We start from the raw sequence: 14739 nt of genomic DNA on the forward strand, positions 1-14739 counted from the left end.
CTCGCTTCCGGAAGGCGCGCGCGAGGGCCGCGCCCGGCCGGTCCGCGCGCGTGTATACCGTTGCGCTGGTTGACCAAATCTTTGCCCGTGACCGAATCCTGACAGGGTCGTGCCGGTCTTTCCCTGCTGTGGAGCGGTCGACGACATTTTGCCGAAGCAAAGTCTGGCCGAAAGTGCGAGGGGCGTGCGGCGCGTGTGTTGCGGCCGCGTTGACCCGTGGGGCGCCGTGTTACACGCTCGTATACATAGGTGCCTCATGCAACTTGTTGTCGGGAGGTAGGGACATGTGCGGTATCACCGGATGGGTTTCCTTCGATCGCGACCTGCGCACGCAGACGGCGACCCTGGACGCGATGACGGAGACGATGGCCTGCCGTGGCCCCGACGACCGCGGCACCTTCGTGGAGGGCCCCGCGGCCCTGGGACACCGGCGGCTGGCCATCATCGACCTGCCCGGCGGCCGCCAGCCCATGACCGCCGAGACCCCCGAGGGCACGGTCGCCCTCGTGTACTCGGGCGAGACCTACAACTTCACCGAGCTGCGCGCCGACCTCATCGCCCGCGGCCACCGCTTCACCACGGACTCCGACACCGAGGTCGTCCTGCGCGGCTACATCGAGTGGGGCGAGACCCTCGCGGAGCGCCTCAACGGCATGTACGCGTTCGCCGTCTGGGACGGCCGGCACGACAAGCTGGTCATGATCCGTGACCGCATGGGCATCAAGCCCTTCTACTACTACCCGACGTCCGACGGCGTCCTCTTCGGCTCCGAACCCAAGGCCATCCTCGCCAACCCGCTGGCCCGCCGCCGGGTCACCCTGGACGGCCTGCGCGAGCTGTTCACCTTCGTCAAGACCCCGGGCCACGCCGTGTGGGACGGCATGCGCGAGGTCGAGCCCGGCACCGTCGTCACCGTCGACCGCTCCGGCCTGCACAACCGCGTCTACTGGCAGCTGCAGACCCGGCCGCACGAGGACGACCGCGACACCACCATCGCCACCGTCCGATCCCTGCTGGACGACATCGTGCGCCGGCAGCTCGTCGCCGACGTGCCCCGCTGCACCCTGCTCTCCGGCGGCCTCGACTCCTCCGCCATGACCGCGCTGGCCGCCCGTCAGCTGGCCGCCCAGGGCGAGAAGGTCCGCAGCTTCGCCGTCGACTTCGTCGGCCAGACCGACCGCTTCGTCCCCGACGAGCTGCGCTCCACCCCGGACACGCCGTACGTGCACGACGTGGCCCGCCTCGCGGACACCGAGCACCAGGACATCGTGCTCGACGCCCACAGCCTCGCCGACCTCGACATACGCGAGCGGGTGGTCCGCGCGCGCGACCTGCCCATGGGCTTCGGCGACCTGGACTCCTCGCTGTACCTGCTGTTCCGCAGCATCCGCGAGCACTCCACCGTCGCCCTGTCCGGCGAGTCCGCCGACGAGGTGTTCGGCGGCTACCTGCAGTTCTTCGACGAGGAGGCGCGGCGCGCCGACACCTTCCCCTGGCTGGTGCGCTTCGGCCGCGACTTCGGCGACGACAGCGGCATCGTGCGACCCGACCTCGCGAACAAGCTGGACCTGCCGGCGTACATCGCCGACGGCTACCGCACAGCCGTCGCCGACATCCAGCGGCTGGACGGCGAGAGCGACTTCGAGTACCGGATGCGCCGCATCTGCTACCTGCACCTGACCCGCTTCGTCCGTGTCCTGCTGGACCGCAAGGACCGCATGAGCATGGCCGTCGGCCTCGAGGTGCGCGTGCCCTTCTGCGACCACCGGCTCGTGGAGTACGTCTACAACAGCCCGTGGGCGCTGAAGTCGTTCGACGGCCGGGAGAAGAGCCTGCTGCGGGAGGCCACCCGGGACGTGCTGCCGAAGTCCGTGTACGACCGGGTCAAGAGCCCCTACCCCTCCACGCAGGACCCGAAGTACGCCGTCGCCCTCCAGGACCAGGCCAAGGACCTGCTCGCCCGGCCGAGCCACCCGGTGTTCGACCTGATCGACCGGGAGCGGCTGCGCGAGGCGGCGGACCGCGACACGCCCGTCACCACCCAGGCCGCACGGCACGGCCTGGAGAAGACCCTCGACCTGGCCCTGTGGCTGGACCTGTACAAGCCGGAGATCGTCACCGACTGAGCCCGCCGGTGGTGCGCCGGCCGCTGCTCCGCCGCGGCCGGCCCGCGCCGACGGACCGTCACGGACACCGGCGTCCGGGGACCGTCATCGGACCCCGGCGTCCTGATCACCTTCCCCCGCGCCGCCCGGGGCCGGCCGCGCCCGCGGTCACCGGCCCCGGGCGGCACGGGGACCACGGCCGCGGCGGCAGCCCCGCCCGGCGGCGCGCCGGATCTCACCCGTGCGGGTCGAGCCGGGAGTCCGCCGAGCAGGAGCTGCCGGAGGGCGGCAGGGAGCCGTAGAGCAGGAAGTCGTTCACCTTGCGGTGCACGCACCGCGAGGAGCTGTAGCCGGTGTGCCCGTCGCTGCGGTTGTCCAGCACCACGGCCGCCGGGCCCAGCCGCCGCGCCGTCTCCACGGTCCAGCGGTACGGAGTCGCCGGGTCGCCCCGGGTGCCCACCAGCAGCATCTTGGCGGTGTCGACGTTCTTGACCTTCTTGCGGATCACGTCGGTGCCCTTGGGGCGGCCGTAGCACATCAGCAGCTCGTGCAGCCGGTACCGGCCGAAGACCGGCGAGGCCTGCTCGTACTCGGCGCTGAGCCGGCCGAGGTCCCGCACGATCCGGTCCACCCCCGGCCGGTCCGGGTCGTCCGCGCAGTTGATCGCCATCATCGCGGCGGGCGCGTTGTCCGCAGGCACGTCCGCCGTGGCGGCCAGCCCGCTGTGACCCGACCGCCGCGCCGCGTCGACACCCGGCCGCGTGCCCGGCAGGTCCGCACCACCGGAGGCGAACGCCTGGATGCCGCGGGCGTCGCCGTCCTGCACCAGCGCGGCGAGCGCACGTTCCAGCGAGGGCCACAGCGCCTTGCTGTAGAGCGCCTGCCCGATCGCGGCCACCAGATCCTGGCCGGTCAGCTCGGTGCCGGAGCCCGTCGGCACGGGCCGGTCGTCGAGCGACCGCACCAGCTGCAGCACATGCTCACCGGCCTGCCGCCGGTCCTGGCCCAACGGACAGGCGATGTCCCGCACACACCAGTCGAGGAAGCTCTCCAGCGCGGTCTGCTGCCCCTCCGCGGCCACCCGCCCCTGTTCCGCCAGCGGCTCGGTCAGCGTGTCCACGCCGTCCAGGGCGATCCGCCCCACCTTGCGCGGGAACTGGGCCGCGTACACCGCGCCGAGCCGCGTGCCGTAGGAGAAGCCCAGATAGTTCAGCTTGCCGTCGCCCAGCGCCTGCCGTATCACGTCCAGGTCGCGGGCCGCGTCGACGGTGCCGATGTGCGACAGGACCGGACCGGAGTGCCGGGTGCACGCCTGCGCCACCTTCTGCCAGGCCTGCAACGCCTTGCGGGCCGCCGGGGCCTTGCTGAGGTCCGCCTCGGCCGCGGTGGCGGCCGCGGCGGCTTCGGACTCCTCGGCGCCGGACCCCGCGTCCTGGCCGATCCCGCAGCTCACCGGTGAGGAGCGTCCCACGCCCCGCGGGTCGAAGGTGACCACGTCGTAGCCGTTCGTCAGGTCCATGAACTCCTTGCCGGCCGCCGCCAGCTGCGGGATGCCCGCTCCGCCGGGGCCGCCGAAATTGAGCACCACCGAGCCGCGGGAGGGACCGGTGGCCCGGTAGCGGGCCAGCGCCAGATCGAGCGTGCCCGCCTCCGGGTGGGCGTAGTCCAGCGGCACGGTGACCTTGCCGCACTGCAGGTCGGACGGGGCGCCCGGCTCGCACGCCGACCAGGTGACCTTCTGCCGGTAGAAACGGCTCAGATCCGGCTGACTGTTCTCGGCGGAGGCCGCCGGCAGTCCGGAGCCGAGCAGCGCCAGGGTGACGGCGCCGGCACACGCACAGCGCCGGGCCGCGGACCGCGTCGACAACTTGGCCGGCATGGATGCCTCCCGGGGCGCTCGCAGCGGACCGGAAACGCCTTCGCTCACGATAAGCGGCGTCCCCGACCCTCGCCTGTCGAACCGCCCGGGCCCCTTGCCCGCCGAAGCCCGGACCGCACCGGGACGCCCCCCAGGACGGACCGTTCGGCCACCGGGCGTCGGTCATGGATCGTCGGCCACCGGGAGTCGACGGCCGAGCGGCGTGGCACGCGTGCCGGGCGTCACACCCGGGCGTCGCACGGTCCCACCGGTCGCGCCGGAACGACGACCGATGGGACCGGATCACGGACGCCGCCGGTGGGCCTGCCTCCTGCTGGACGACCGCCGGACACCACCAGGGGCACGACGGCACCGGGCCCGCGACATCACCCGGGACATGCCCTGCCGCCGTCCCGCCCGCCGCGGCCCGCGTGTCGCCGGGCGCGCGGCGGGCGGGGGTGGGCGGGGGGTCAGCGGCGTGCCGTCTTCGCCCGGTCCAGCGCCGCGACGCCCACCGCCGCGAGCGCGATCTGGATCAGCCACTCGATCCAGTCGACCCCCTTGGTGTCGGCCACACCGAGCGCGGAGGCGATCGCCGCCCCGACGAGGGCGGCGACGATGCCGATGAGGATCGTCCAGAGAATGCCGATGCGCTGCCGGCCCGGGACGACCAGACGCCCCAGGGTGCCGATGATGACGCCGATGACGATGGCACTGATGATGCCGCTGATTTCCATGGCCGCCTCTTTCTGTCGGGATCCCGCGCAGTTCGGATGCCCGCTGGAACCGGAGCCAGTCCGAACCAGTTGACGACACCGTTGCCAAGAGCGGCTGTGCCCCGCTCCGGCGGCGCCGCCGCGGCAGGCCCCGTCACGGCCCGGCCTGCGCCGCGGATCCCGGTCCGCCCGAGGTCGGGTGCACGCGGCGGAAGGGGGACTGGCGCCCCGGAGGTTTTACGTATAACCTCGCTGACCACCCGCACGGAAGGTTTCGATGAGACGCATCGCCCTGGTCACCCTCGTCGCCTGTGATCACGCCCGTACGACGGCCTCCGGCGTGACGTTCCGGGAGGAGCTCCGGCGCGAGCCCCACGGCACCGTCACCGTCGTCCGGGGCCTCGAGGGCCTGTACGGCAACCACCGGGACCTCCTGCGGCCCGCCACCTGATCACGGACCCGCACCCTTCGTCGCGGACGCGTACCCTTCCTCTGACAGCTCGCCCGCAAGGAACATCCCCACCATGACCACTACGCGCGTAGACACCGATGTGATCCGCCGCCTCCCCAAGGCCGTCCTCCACGACCACCTGGACGGCGGGCTGCGCCCCGCCACCGTCGTCGAGCTGGCCGAGGCGGTCGGGCACACGCTGCCCACCACCGATCCCGAGGAACTGGCGGCCTGGTACTACGAGGCGGCCAACTCCGGTGACCTGGTCCGCTACATCGCCACCTTCGAACACACCCTGGCCGTGATGCAGACCCGCGAGGGCCTGCTGCGCACCGCCGAGGAGTACGTGCTCGACCTGGCCGCGGACGGCGTCGTCTACGGCGAGGTCCGTTACGCACCCGAGCTGCTGGTCAAGGGCGGTCTGTCGCTCGCCGAGGTGGTCGAGACCGTCCAGGAGGGGCTGGCGGCCGGCATGGCGAAGGCGGCCGCCGCCGGTACACCGGTCCGTGTCGGCACGCTGCTGTGCGGCATGCGGATGTTCGACCGGGTGCGCGAGGCCGCCGAGCTGGCCGTCGCCTACCGGGACGCCGGAGTCGTCGGATTCGACATCGCCGGCGCGGAGGACGGCTTCCCGGCCGCCGACCACCTGCCCGCTTTCGCGTACCTGCGCCGCGAGAGCGTCCCCTTCACCATCCATGCCGGCGAGGCGTACGGCCTGCCCAGCATCCACCAGGCCCTGCAGGTGTGCGGCGCCCAGCGCATCGGCCACGGGGTGCGCATCACCGAGGACATCGTGGACGGCAAGCTGGGCCGGCTGGCGAGCTGGGTGCGCGACCGGCGCATCGCCCTGGAGATGTGCCCCACCTCCAACCTGCAGACCGGTGCGGCCCGCTCCATCGCCGAGCACCCGATCACGGCCCTGAAGAACCTGGGCTTCCGGGTCACCGTCAACACCGACAACCGTCTGGTGTCCGGCACGACGATGACCCGCGAGATGGGACTGCTGACCGAGGAGGCCGGCTGGACGGTCGAGGATCTGCGCACCGTCACGCTGAACGCCGTCAAGAGCGCGTTCATCCCGTTCGACGAGCGCAAGGCCCTCATCGAGGACGTCGTCCTGCCCGGCTACGCGGCCGTGCTCGACAGCAGCCCCCTGAGGTAGGCGGCCTGCCCGACGTGCTGCAGGTCGTCGGAGAGCACGCTCACCAGCCGCACGCCCAGACTGACCGGCGGGTCCCAGCGCTCGTCCACGATCCGTTCCAGATCCTTGGCGGCCAGGCCGCGCAGGGCCGTCAGGGTCTGGTCGTGCACCGCGTCGTAGTAGCCGGTCAGCTGGTCGGCGGAGGCCACGCGCACCTCGGCCACCTGGGCGGGGCTGTGCCCGTAGCCGGTGTCGTGGCGGGGCAGCCCGAGACCGAGGCGTTCGTGCCACCCCTGCGCCAGCCACACCTGGTCGAGGCCGAAGGCGTCGGCGACGTGGTCGTCCTGCACGCGGGTCAGATGCCAGACCAGCCAGGCGATGGAGTTGACCCCGGGTGCCGGACGGGCGTGCAGCTCGTCCGGCCCCAGCCCGTCGAGGACGGCGTGCACTTCTTCCCGGATGCGGCCGTAGCCGTCGATGAGGATGTCCTTGGCGTGCATACGGCCAGCTTCGCGCATCGCGGCGCCTCGCGCGCCCGCAGTTGTTGCTCCTGACGTGCGGCCTTTCTCGCTCCTCACACGAGGGCGGTGCGTGCTCCTGACGCGTCCGCGGTGTCGTCCTCACCGGCCAGCAGCGTGATCAGGGCGCGTGCCGCCGGGCCGGTGGCCTGCTCGGACGGCAGCAGGGCCACCGTCGCGTAGGGTGCCTCCTCGGCGCTTTTGAGATCCAGGGCCGTCAGCGAGGACCGCTTGTGCCGGAAGTGCCGCGGGACGACGGCGATGCCGAGGTTCTCGTCGACCAGGTCGAGCAGACTGTGCACGTCGTTCACCTCCAGCGCCACCGTGCGGTCCAGCCCCGCGGCGGTGAACACGGCGTCCGTGATACGGCGCGGCCCGAAGTCCGGGTGGAAGTCGACGAACACCTCGCCCGCCACGTCCTCGGGGGTCAGCGCCGCGCCCGTCGCCGCGAACGGGTGGCCGGGATGGCACAGCACGGTCATCGGCTCGGCGGTCAGCGGCACCGACCGCAGCTGGTCGGTGTCCGGCCGGGTGCGGTAGGCGAACGCCAGGTCGAGCCGGCCTGTCGCAACCCCTTCCGCCAAAGCTCCCGATCCCGCCTGCCGGAGCCGGATCTCCACGTCGGGATGACGTCGGCGGAACGAGGCGAGCAGCCCCGCCACGTTCACTCCGGCGATGCACTGTTCGGTGCCCAGTGTCAGCGTGCCGCGCAGCACACCCTGCACCGCGGCCACCGCCTCGTGCGCCGCGCGCACCTGCGCCAGGATGCGGCGCGCCTCCCCGAGCAGCGCGCGCCCGGCCTCGGTGAGGGTCACCCGGCGGGTGGTGCGCACGAACAGCGGTGCCCGCAGCTCCCGTTCCAGTGCACGGATCGAGGCGGACAGACCCGACTGGGAGACCATCAGCCGCTGCGCCGCCCGGGTGAAGTGCTGGTCCTCGGCGACCGCGACGAAGTGCTCCAGATGGCGCAGCTCCATGATTGAGCAGCCTAGTCGCTCAATCCCATCGGATTCACCTGTTGGACCACTGCCCCTGCGGGGAGCCAGAGTGGACACCGGCCGGTCCGCCGCGCACCGACGGCGCACCGGTCGTCCGTGTGCCAACCCTTCATGGAGTCGCGTTGTACACCGCCCATCCCGACCGCTACGCCGACATGCCCTACCGGCGCACCGGCCGCAGCGGCCTGAAGCTGCCCGCGCTGTCGCTCGGTCTGTGGCACAACTTCGGCCCGGACCGGCCGGCCGCCACCCAGCGGGCCATCCTGCGCCGCGCCTTCGACCTCGGCATCACCCACTTCGACCTGGCCAACAACTACGGCCCGCCGCCCGGCGCCGCCGAGACCGCCTTCGGCGAGGCACTGCGCTCCGACTTCGCGCGCCACCGCGACGAGCTGGTGATCTCCACCAAGGCCGGCTACCTGATGTGGCCCGGCCCCTACGGCGAATTCGGCTCCCGCAAGTACCTGCTGGCCTCGCTCGACCAGAGCCTGCAGCGCATGGGCCTGGACTACGTCGACATCTTCTACTCGCACCGCTGGGACCCGGACACTCCGCTGGAGGAGACGATGGGTGCCCTGCACTCGGCGGTGCAGCAGGGCAAGGCCCTCTACGTCGGCGTGTCCAACTACCCGGCCGAGCAGACCCGCGAGGCCGCCCGCATCCTCGGGGAGCTGGGCACCCCGCTGCTCATCCACCAGCCCCGCTACTCGATGCTGGACCGCCGCCCCGAGGAGGAGGGGCTGCTCGACGCGCTCGACGAGCTGCAGGTGGGCTCCATCGCCTACTCCCCGCTGGAGCAGGGCCTGCTCACCGGCCGCTACCTCGATGGCATCCCCGCGGACTCGCGGGCCGCGAGCGACAGCCCCTTCCTCACCTCCGACGCGGTGACCGAGGACCTGGTGGGCAAGCTGCGCGCCCTGAACGAGGTCGCGCGGTCCCGCGGCCAGAGTCTGGCCCAGCTGGCGCTGGCCTGGGTGCTGCGCGGCGGGCGGGTGACCTCGGCGCTGGTCGGCGCGAGCAGCCCGCAGCAGCTGGAGGACAGCGTGGCCGCCGTCCGGAACCTGGACTTCGACGCGGAGGAACTGGCCCGGATCGACGCCATCGTCCGGTCCTGACATCGGGCGGGCACCGGCCCGCCCGCGGAGCCGGGGCGGCCGCCCTCACCGCGGGAGGTGGGCGGCCGCCCCTTCGTCCGCCCACCTCCCGCGGACGGCGGCCGCCTCGTCGTCCGTCGCGCCGTCGCACGCCGGCCGGTCGCGGCCGCGCCCGGTGCCCCGCGCGGGCGACGGCGCGGGCGCATCCTTTCGGCCAAGAGCACCGGGCGAATATGCCAGGAGACTGGCCGGAAAGGAATGGTGACACTGTGTCGCCGGAGCACATACTCGGGTGACGAGACGCAGCACGACTCATGCGCCGCAGGAGCCGCGCCGAGAGCGAGGCACGTACCGCCAGGCGACGACGCCACGGGGGAGGACCGGTGCACGACGAATTCCTGTGCCATGTCACGGCCTACGGGGTGTTCGAAGGACGTCGGATCGGCGTCCCGCTCGGCACCTACCGGGCCCCGACGCTGGCCCTGGCCCTGTGGTGGCTGCGCGACCGGGCGTCCTGGATCGCCGAACGGCTCGATCCCGGCCCCGCGACCCCGTACGTCCCGGCCGGTGCGCTGGTCCCGGTGGCCGACGGCGTGACCGATGTGCCGGGCGTCCTGCGTGCCTGGTGCGCCGACCCCGAGCAGCAGCTGCGCGCGGCCGACGAACTGGCCGACGGCAGGATGGTGCGGATCGCCACGGGCGACGACACCACCGAGTACGAGCTGCTCGCCGAGTCCGTCGACGCCCTGCGCATCCAGCGCACGCTGGCCGGCCTGGCCGTCCCCACCGCCTGACCGGCGTGTCACCGCTGTACCGGCCCGTCACGGCCCCTCGGCCCGTCATGCGTGCCGTACGAGCGGACCCGGCGGCGGGCCCGCACCCGTCCCGCCGCCGCACTGTGATCTGTGACCACCCCGCCGGGGAAGGGGACTGCCGGGCGCCGTGCTGGGTAACAGCACAGGGGCAGTGGCGTCCGATCGGACGGGATTTGCGAGAGTGGCGCGCATGATCGAGCAGGACGGGACCGTGATGAGCGGGGGTTTCGACGTACCCGTGGAACCGCTGCGGCGGGCGGTGCACTTCGCCGGCGAGCCCGGGTGCATCGCCGATGCGCGTCGTCTCGCCACGGAGTTCCTGCAGCGGCTGAGAACCGAGTGGTGCGCCGAGGTCGGCTCCCGCTCCGAGGAGGCCCTGCTGCTGGTCGTCAGCGAACTGGTCACCAACGCCGACCGGCACAGCGGCGGACCGTACATCCTGGAGCTGGAGGGCACCGACACCACGGTGACGGTGTCGGTGTACGACAGCAACGTGGCCCTGCCCCTGCGGTACCCGCCGGACCCCGAGCGCGTGGGCCGGCACGGCCTGGAGATCGTGTCCGCCCTGGCCGCCGAGGTGACCGCGGAGCGGGTGCCCGTGGGCAAGCGGGTCAAGGCCGTCGTCCGCCTCACCCGCGACTGAGCGTCCGGCGCCGCACATGCCGCAGTCGCGGTGACATCGCGTCAGGTGCGCCGTGCCTCGCGGCAGCGGAACAGCGCCAGGCAGCCGCGGGTGTTTTGTCCCGCCCTGTCGCCTTGTGTGTCACCGCCTCGCCGAGGGCGGAACGCCGGACCCTTCCGCGCGCGGGGACGGCCCCTAACCTGAAGAAATGACCGATGCAGCGCGGAAGCACGTCACCGTCCTCCCCTTCCCGCACCGTCCCGACGGCACCGCCGAGCGCGCCGCCGGACGGATCGCCCCCGTCACCCCGGTCGCTCCCGCCGCGCCCCGTGAGCCGCTGTGGCGCGACCTGGTCGGCGACGTCCTGCGGCGCGAGCGGCTCGCGCAGGAGCGGACGCTCAAGGACGTCGCCGACGCCGCCCGGATCTCCGTGCCGTACCTGTCCGAGGTCGAACGCGGCCGCAAGGAGGCGTCCTCCGAGGTCTTGGCCGCCGCCGCCCAGGCCCTCGGACTCGGGCTCGGCGACCTGCTGGCGCGGGCCCATGACCGGCTGGTGCGGCTGACCAGCCGGACGGCGCCGGGCGGCCCGCGCGGCGCCGGCATCCCCCGCCGCGACGGGATGTGCCTGGCGGCCTGACGGCGCGCCGCCACCGTCCGTGGGCACGCGGCCGCCGCATGTGCCGCCGCCCCGTGGCCGGCGTCCGCGCGCCGGTCCCGGGGCGGGCGCCCGGTCGGAGCATCGTCTGCCGACGGCTGAGCGCCTCGTCGGCCGGCCCGTAGGCGACCGCCTCCTGCGCGGTGAACACCTTCTCGCGGTCCATGTCGGCGCGCAGCGTCGCTCCGTCATGCCCGGTGTGCCGGGAGAGCGCCTCCTCGACCTGCGTGCGGATCCGCACCATCTCCTGGGCCTGGAGGGTCAGGTCGCAGACCGTGCCCTGCCGTCCGGCGCTGGCCGGCTGCCCGAGCGGCACCCGGGCGTGCTCCAGCACGAACCGCCGCCCCGGGTCACCGCCCGCCAGCAGCACCGCCGCCGTGGAGGCCGCCTGGCCCACGCAGAGGCGGAGATCGCAGAAGGTGGAGATCGGTGACTGCACGAACGTCATGGTGTCGTAGATCGTCATGAGCGAGGTGGACGAGCCGCCGGGCGAGGTGAGGTGGACGGAGATCCCGCGGTCCGGGTGCGCGGCCTCCAGAGGGAACAGCTGCGCGAGGACGACGCTCGCGACACCGTCGTCGATCTCGGTGCCGATGAAGACGATCCGTTCGTTCAGCAGCCGACCGAACACGTCGTAGGACCGCTCGCCCTGCGCGGTCCGCTCGACGACGTACGGAACCGTGTACGACCCCATGTCACAGCCCCGTCCGACGGTAGGGCGTGGCCGGGTGCACGTCGGCCGGCGACTCCACCACCCGGTCCACGATCCCGTACTCCACGGCCTGCTCGGCCGGATGCCGTCGACTCCACATGCGGCCGGGGCCGGACGGAACGGAACGCCGCTCGGCCTGTGGCAGATTCGCCGTCGGCAGAACACATCTGCGAGGCCGTTCGGCGAGCGCCGGCCGCCGGGCGGCGTGCCGCGGTTCCGGTCCGTCGGCTGGTGGGGATCACCGCCCGCCACTCCCCTCGGAGCAGAGGCACCGGATGCGGCCTCGGAAACAAAGGCACCCGACATGCTGTGCAATCTCGCCATTTTTGGCTTGAAAGCGGCGAGTCTCCAAATGTGCCATTGTCGACGCCTGTACGTGACGATATCGCCACGTACAGTAACGGGCTGGTGGATCAACGGGGCAACCATGGACAGGCGGGAACACGGCGGCGCACCACGGACGCGCGACACGGCCCTGACCGGTCACGCCGGTGGCGGCACACAGTGGGCGCTCGTCCCCATCGTGCTGCTGCGCCACGCCGGATTCCCCTTCTCTCTTCTGCGGCAGGTCGCCGATGCGTCGGCGTCGTACGCCGCGGACGTGGCGCTCGCCCGGTGCGACGAGGCGCTGCGGACCGGGCAGGAGTTGAAAGCGGCGCTGCGTGAGGAGAGAGTGGGGGCGGCCGGAGAGATCGCCTCCAGGGCCGGCATGCTGCGCCCGCTCCCGCCGCGGCTTCTCAGGCGTCTGCAGACGGATCACGGCCCGGCGTCCGCACGGGCGGCGCAGCGCTACCAGGAGGCGGTGGTGAGCCTGGAGAGCGCGTGGGAGTCCTTCGAGAAGGATCACGACGCCGCCCTGGCTCGCGGTCGGGAGACCGTCGTACGGCTCTTCCGCGACCCCGCACTCCAGCAGGTTCTGCTCCTGTCGAACGACGCGCACTTCGAGGAGTTCGTCCACTGGATCGACGGCGGCGGAGGCGGATCGGGCGGCCACGTCAAGCGCATGACCGACCTGCTCGCCATGTACCTCCAGCGGGTCACGACGAAGAACGAGACGCATGCGCACTTCGGTCCCCTCGCCGTGGCCCGGGTGGCACCCGACGACGCGGGCGTCTCCTGGTCCACCGGTCCACTGTGGCGTGTCGCCTTCCTGAGCCACTGGGCCGGCGAGGCGATCTGTGAGGTCTTCAGCAGCCGCCCCGGCATCCTCGAGTCCGTGCGGCCCCGGCGGCGCCCGCTCGCGTTCCGGCGGGACGCGCGGATCCGGCGGTACGCGTTCGAGACGCGGACCGGCATGCCGGACGACTGGCGCTTCGTCGAGGCAGCGGCCGCGACCTTCGACGACGACCAGGTGTGGCTGTGGGAACGATGCGACGGCGAGCTCACCGTGGCACAGCTCCGCGCCGCATGGATGCGGCGCAGCGGCCCCCCGCCCCGCCGCGCCTTCGACGAGGTGCTGCACGACCTCGTCGGCAAGGACTGGCTGATCGCGCGCCTCGAGATCCCTGTCGGCACCGCCGATCCCCTCCGGACGCTGATCGGTCACCTGGAGGAAGGGACGGCCGAACACACGGTGGTGCGGTGGTTCACCGACACGCTGCGACGGTTCGCCGACGGCCCGGCCGAAGACCGTGCAGCTCTGCTGGGCCGCATGAAGACGACCTTCGAGGAGGTCACCGGAAAAGCGGCCAACCGTTCCCAGGGACTGCACTACTCCGACCGGAGCATCCTCTACGAGGAGGCCTACAGTCCGGTCAGGAACATGACCCTCGGCCGGGAGGTCGAACGCGTCATCCGCGACGAGCTGTCCCTCGTCTACGATCTGACACTCCTCGCCCCCCGCCTCCGCGTCCGCCGCGAGCAGGAGATCCTGCACGGCTGGGTCACCGAACGCTTCGGCCTGGGACAACGCGTCGCCCTCCCGCACTTCTACGCCGGCTTCTTCGAGGACAAACCGCGGCTCGCCAAGGAGTGCGAGGCCGTGGACCGGGACATCGCGGCGCTCGATCGGGATCTCACCGACCTGCTGCTGGCAGGAGTCACCGCCGACCAGCGCGAGACAGTGGTCGACCGGGACAGGCTCGAGGAATTCCTCGCGCGCCATCCGGCCACGCCGCCCGCGCTGTGCAACCCGGACGTCATGCTCGCCGCGCGGGACGCCGACGCGCTCGCACGCGGTGACTTCCTCGCCGTCGTGGGCGACTGCCATGCCGTCCGCGAGGCGCTCACCCACTCCAGCGTCGCTCCGATGATGCAGGCCGAGGCTCCGGACCTGCTCGACGAGGTCTATGCGTGCTATCGGAGCCTCCTGGACGAGGACGAGGTGCTGATCGACCTCTCCCGCGCACACCCCGACAAAACGGCCGCTCAACTCACCTATCCGTGCCCGGACCTGGAGGTGCACGGGCTTTCTCCGAAGAGCCGGGACGCCGTGCTCCATCCCTGTCGGCTGTACGTCGTGGCGACCCCCGAACGTCTGGAACTGCGTGCACAGGGAGTGCGGGGCCGGCTGAAGCTGCTCGCCCCGCTGGCGGGCGGGCCCAGCATCCGCCAGGACCCGCTGTCGCCCTTCGCCTTCCCGCGGCACTTCGGAGGCGTAGGACTGCGCAGCGTGGGACACGACCATCTGCCGCGCATCCGCTGCGGCCGCGTCGTCCTGCACCGGGAGCGCTGGCGCATGCCCGCGCATGTCTTCCGCGGCTGGGGGCCCGGGAGACGTCCGGCGAAGGGCGACGCCGCCGACTTCGCTGCCGCGCGCAAGCTCTGCCGCGACGCGGGCCTGCCCCGCCACGGCTTCCTGAGGATTCCCGGTGAGCCGAAACCGGTCCACGTCGACTGGGAGTCGCCCCTCATCGTCCGGCAGGTCTTCCGTCTCGCCCGGACATCGGACGCGCCCGTGGAATTCAGCGAAATGCTCCCGTCACCGGAGCAACTGTGGCTCGAGATCGACGGAGAGCGCCATACGAGCGAACTGCGCTGTGCGGTCTTCTCCCGAGGCACCGGCCGATCGTCGTACTTGTGAGGACGCTCCCTCGGGAGCGAGTAAGGGGCGCC

General features: G+C 72.3%; 12 protein-coding genes and 1 pseudogene. 8 read left to right on the forward strand and 5 right to left on the reverse strand.

Translation table 11 applies throughout. The annotated features are described in order from the left end of the window. Positions 1 to 284 precede the first annotated feature (284 nt). The gene (gene asnB / locus OG899_RS24710) at positions 285 to 2126 is read left to right on the forward strand and encodes an asparagine synthase (glutamine-hydrolyzing) (protein WP_125500141.1); all 1842 of its coding nucleotides are present in this window, start codon (positions 285 to 287) and stop codon (positions 2124 to 2126) included. Between the two features lie 214 nt (positions 2127 to 2340). Here asnB and OG899_RS24715 read toward each other — a convergent pair whose 3' ends face one another. Then, the gene (locus OG899_RS24715) at positions 2341 to 3984 is read right to left on the reverse strand and encodes an alpha/beta hydrolase (RefSeq protein ID WP_125500142.1); all 1644 of its coding nucleotides are present in this window, start codon (positions 3982 to 3984) and stop codon (positions 2341 to 2343) included. Positions 3985 to 4433: 449 nt separating this feature from the next. Further along, on the reverse strand, positions 4434 to 4700 hold the full coding sequence (locus OG899_RS24720) for a GlsB/YeaQ/YmgE family stress response membrane protein (RefSeq protein ID WP_168131204.1): 267 nt from the start codon (positions 4698 to 4700) through the stop codon (positions 4434 to 4436). Positions 4701 to 4956: 256 nt separating this feature from the next. Here OG899_RS24720 and OG899_RS24725 point away from each other — a divergent pair, with 256 nt between their 5' ends. Further along, a complete protein-coding gene (locus OG899_RS24725; RefSeq protein WP_406311159.1) occupies positions 4957 to 5130 on the forward strand; it encodes a hypothetical protein in 174 nt (57 codons plus the stop codon). Between the two features lie 73 nt (positions 5131 to 5203). After that, positions 5204 to 6292, forward strand: coding sequence for an adenosine deaminase (locus tag OG899_RS24730; protein WP_168131205.1), 1089 nt, complete (start codon positions 5204 to 5206; stop codon positions 6290 to 6292). Here the strand turns inward: OG899_RS24730 and OG899_RS24735 are convergent. Both OG899_RS24735 and OG899_RS24740 read right to left on the reverse strand, forming a co-directional pair. Further along, entirely contained in the window at positions 6256 to 6771 is a 516-nt protein-coding gene (locus tag OG899_RS24735) for a mycothiol transferase (protein ID WP_125498640.1), read from the reverse strand. The two genes, OG899_RS24730 and OG899_RS24735, sit on opposite strands and share 37 nt — an antisense overlap. A gap of 74 nt (positions 6772 to 6845) precedes the next feature. Next, positions 6846 to 7766: a LysR family transcriptional regulator gene (locus OG899_RS24740; RefSeq protein ID WP_125498603.1), complete on the reverse strand. Its 921-nt coding sequence runs from the start codon at positions 7764 to 7766 to the stop codon at positions 6846 to 6848. 143 nt (positions 7767 to 7909) lie between these two features. Here OG899_RS24740 and mgrA point away from each other — a divergent pair, with 143 nt between their 5' ends. The 4 genes from mgrA (at position 7910) to OG899_RS24760 (ending at position 10955) form a co-directional block, all read left to right on the forward strand. Further along, the gene (gene mgrA, locus OG899_RS24745; protein WP_125498604.1) at positions 7910 to 8902 is read left to right on the forward strand and encodes an L-glyceraldehyde 3-phosphate reductase; all 993 of its coding nucleotides are present in this window, start codon (positions 7910 to 7912) and stop codon (positions 8900 to 8902) included. A gap of 362 nt (positions 8903 to 9264) precedes the next feature. After that, on the forward strand, positions 9265 to 9675 hold the full coding sequence (locus tag OG899_RS24750) for a hypothetical protein (RefSeq protein ID WP_125498605.1): 411 nt from the start codon (positions 9265 to 9267) through the stop codon (positions 9673 to 9675). Positions 9676 to 9886: 211 nt separating this feature from the next. Then, on the forward strand, positions 9887 to 10339 hold the full coding sequence (locus OG899_RS24755) for an ATP-binding protein (RefSeq protein ID WP_125498606.1): 453 nt from the start codon (positions 9887 to 9889) through the stop codon (positions 10337 to 10339). A gap of 187 nt (positions 10340 to 10526) precedes the next feature. Next, entirely contained in the window at positions 10527 to 10955 is a 429-nt protein-coding gene (locus OG899_RS24760) for a helix-turn-helix domain-containing protein (RefSeq protein WP_277348342.1), read from the forward strand. 103 nt (positions 10956 to 11058) lie between these two features. On the opposite strand, the pseudogene OG899_RS24765 reads toward OG899_RS24760, so the two are convergent. Then, a pseudogene (locus OG899_RS24765) lies at positions 11059 to 11667 on the reverse strand (ClpP family protease); the annotation flags it as partial. A 445-nt stretch (positions 11668 to 12112) separates the two neighbouring features. Here OG899_RS24765 and OG899_RS24770 point away from each other — a divergent pair. Next, on the forward strand, positions 12113 to 14707 hold the full coding sequence (locus tag OG899_RS24770) for a lantibiotic dehydratase (protein ID WP_168131206.1): 2595 nt from the start codon (positions 12113 to 12115) through the stop codon (positions 14705 to 14707). Positions 14708 to 14739: the final 32 nt, after the last annotated feature.

This window comes from Streptomyces thermoviolaceus, from assembly GCF_045209695.1.
Taxonomy (GTDB): Bacteria; Actinomycetota; Actinomycetes; order Streptomycetales; family Streptomycetaceae; genus Streptomyces; species Streptomyces thermoviolaceus.